The organism is Aquabacterium sp. A08, assembly GCF_011742065.1.
The window spans coordinates 1-610 of record NZ_JAAQQT010000467.1 but is presented as its reverse complement, the minus strand read 5'-3'; the positions used below and the strand labels follow the sequence as shown (position 1 = coordinate 610).

General features: G+C 55.9%; 1 protein-coding gene. It reads left to right on the top strand.

Translation table 11 applies throughout. The annotated features are described in order from the left end of the window. Positions 1 to 393: 393 nt before the first annotated feature. On the top strand, positions 394 to 610 hold a 217-nt coding region (locus tag HA630_RS02660), incomplete at its 3' end, for a hypothetical protein (protein WP_208299937.1).

Here is a 610-nt window from a genome sequence, read left to right as displayed (position 1 = left end):
TGAAGCAGGAGCGGCGAACGCCTCGGTACACAACGCGAGTGGGTGAGTTGGTGGTGCTGCGGGGCTAGAACACTGCACACTGGATGTCGGGATTGTAGCGTTAGCGGCCTTCAAGTTTTACCTCAGGTGCACACCCGGACTCCAGTAAGCGGCTGTTGGATGCAACAACAGCGCGCTGACCCTGATGGCGGCTTTGAGTGGCACAGCGGCCCAAATACTTCGTCGACCAGCCTCGTGCTCTACCACCGATCAGTCCATAGTGGGTGTATAGCGTTCTGAACTGCCCCCCGCTAGCCGTACCAAGCAAAATGAGAGAAGTCCGTCAACCCGGGAGAATGAGGCTCCTCTACTTGCTCGACAAAAATCGCGTCCGGGCCTACAGTGCCTCAAACCATGGAAGAGGACGCCTTGGACGATTCACACGCATCATCACCATCGGCGCCTGGAGTTTCCGGGGTCAACGTTTTGCTTTATCAGTTGATTCGTGAAAACCGAGCCATCTTGTCATCCCTGACCAGCGCAGAGCATGACCTGAAGAAACTCAAGCTGGAACTGGACATGGCCCTTGATGGGCAACTTCAACTGTCCATCAAATTGGCGGACGCCGACA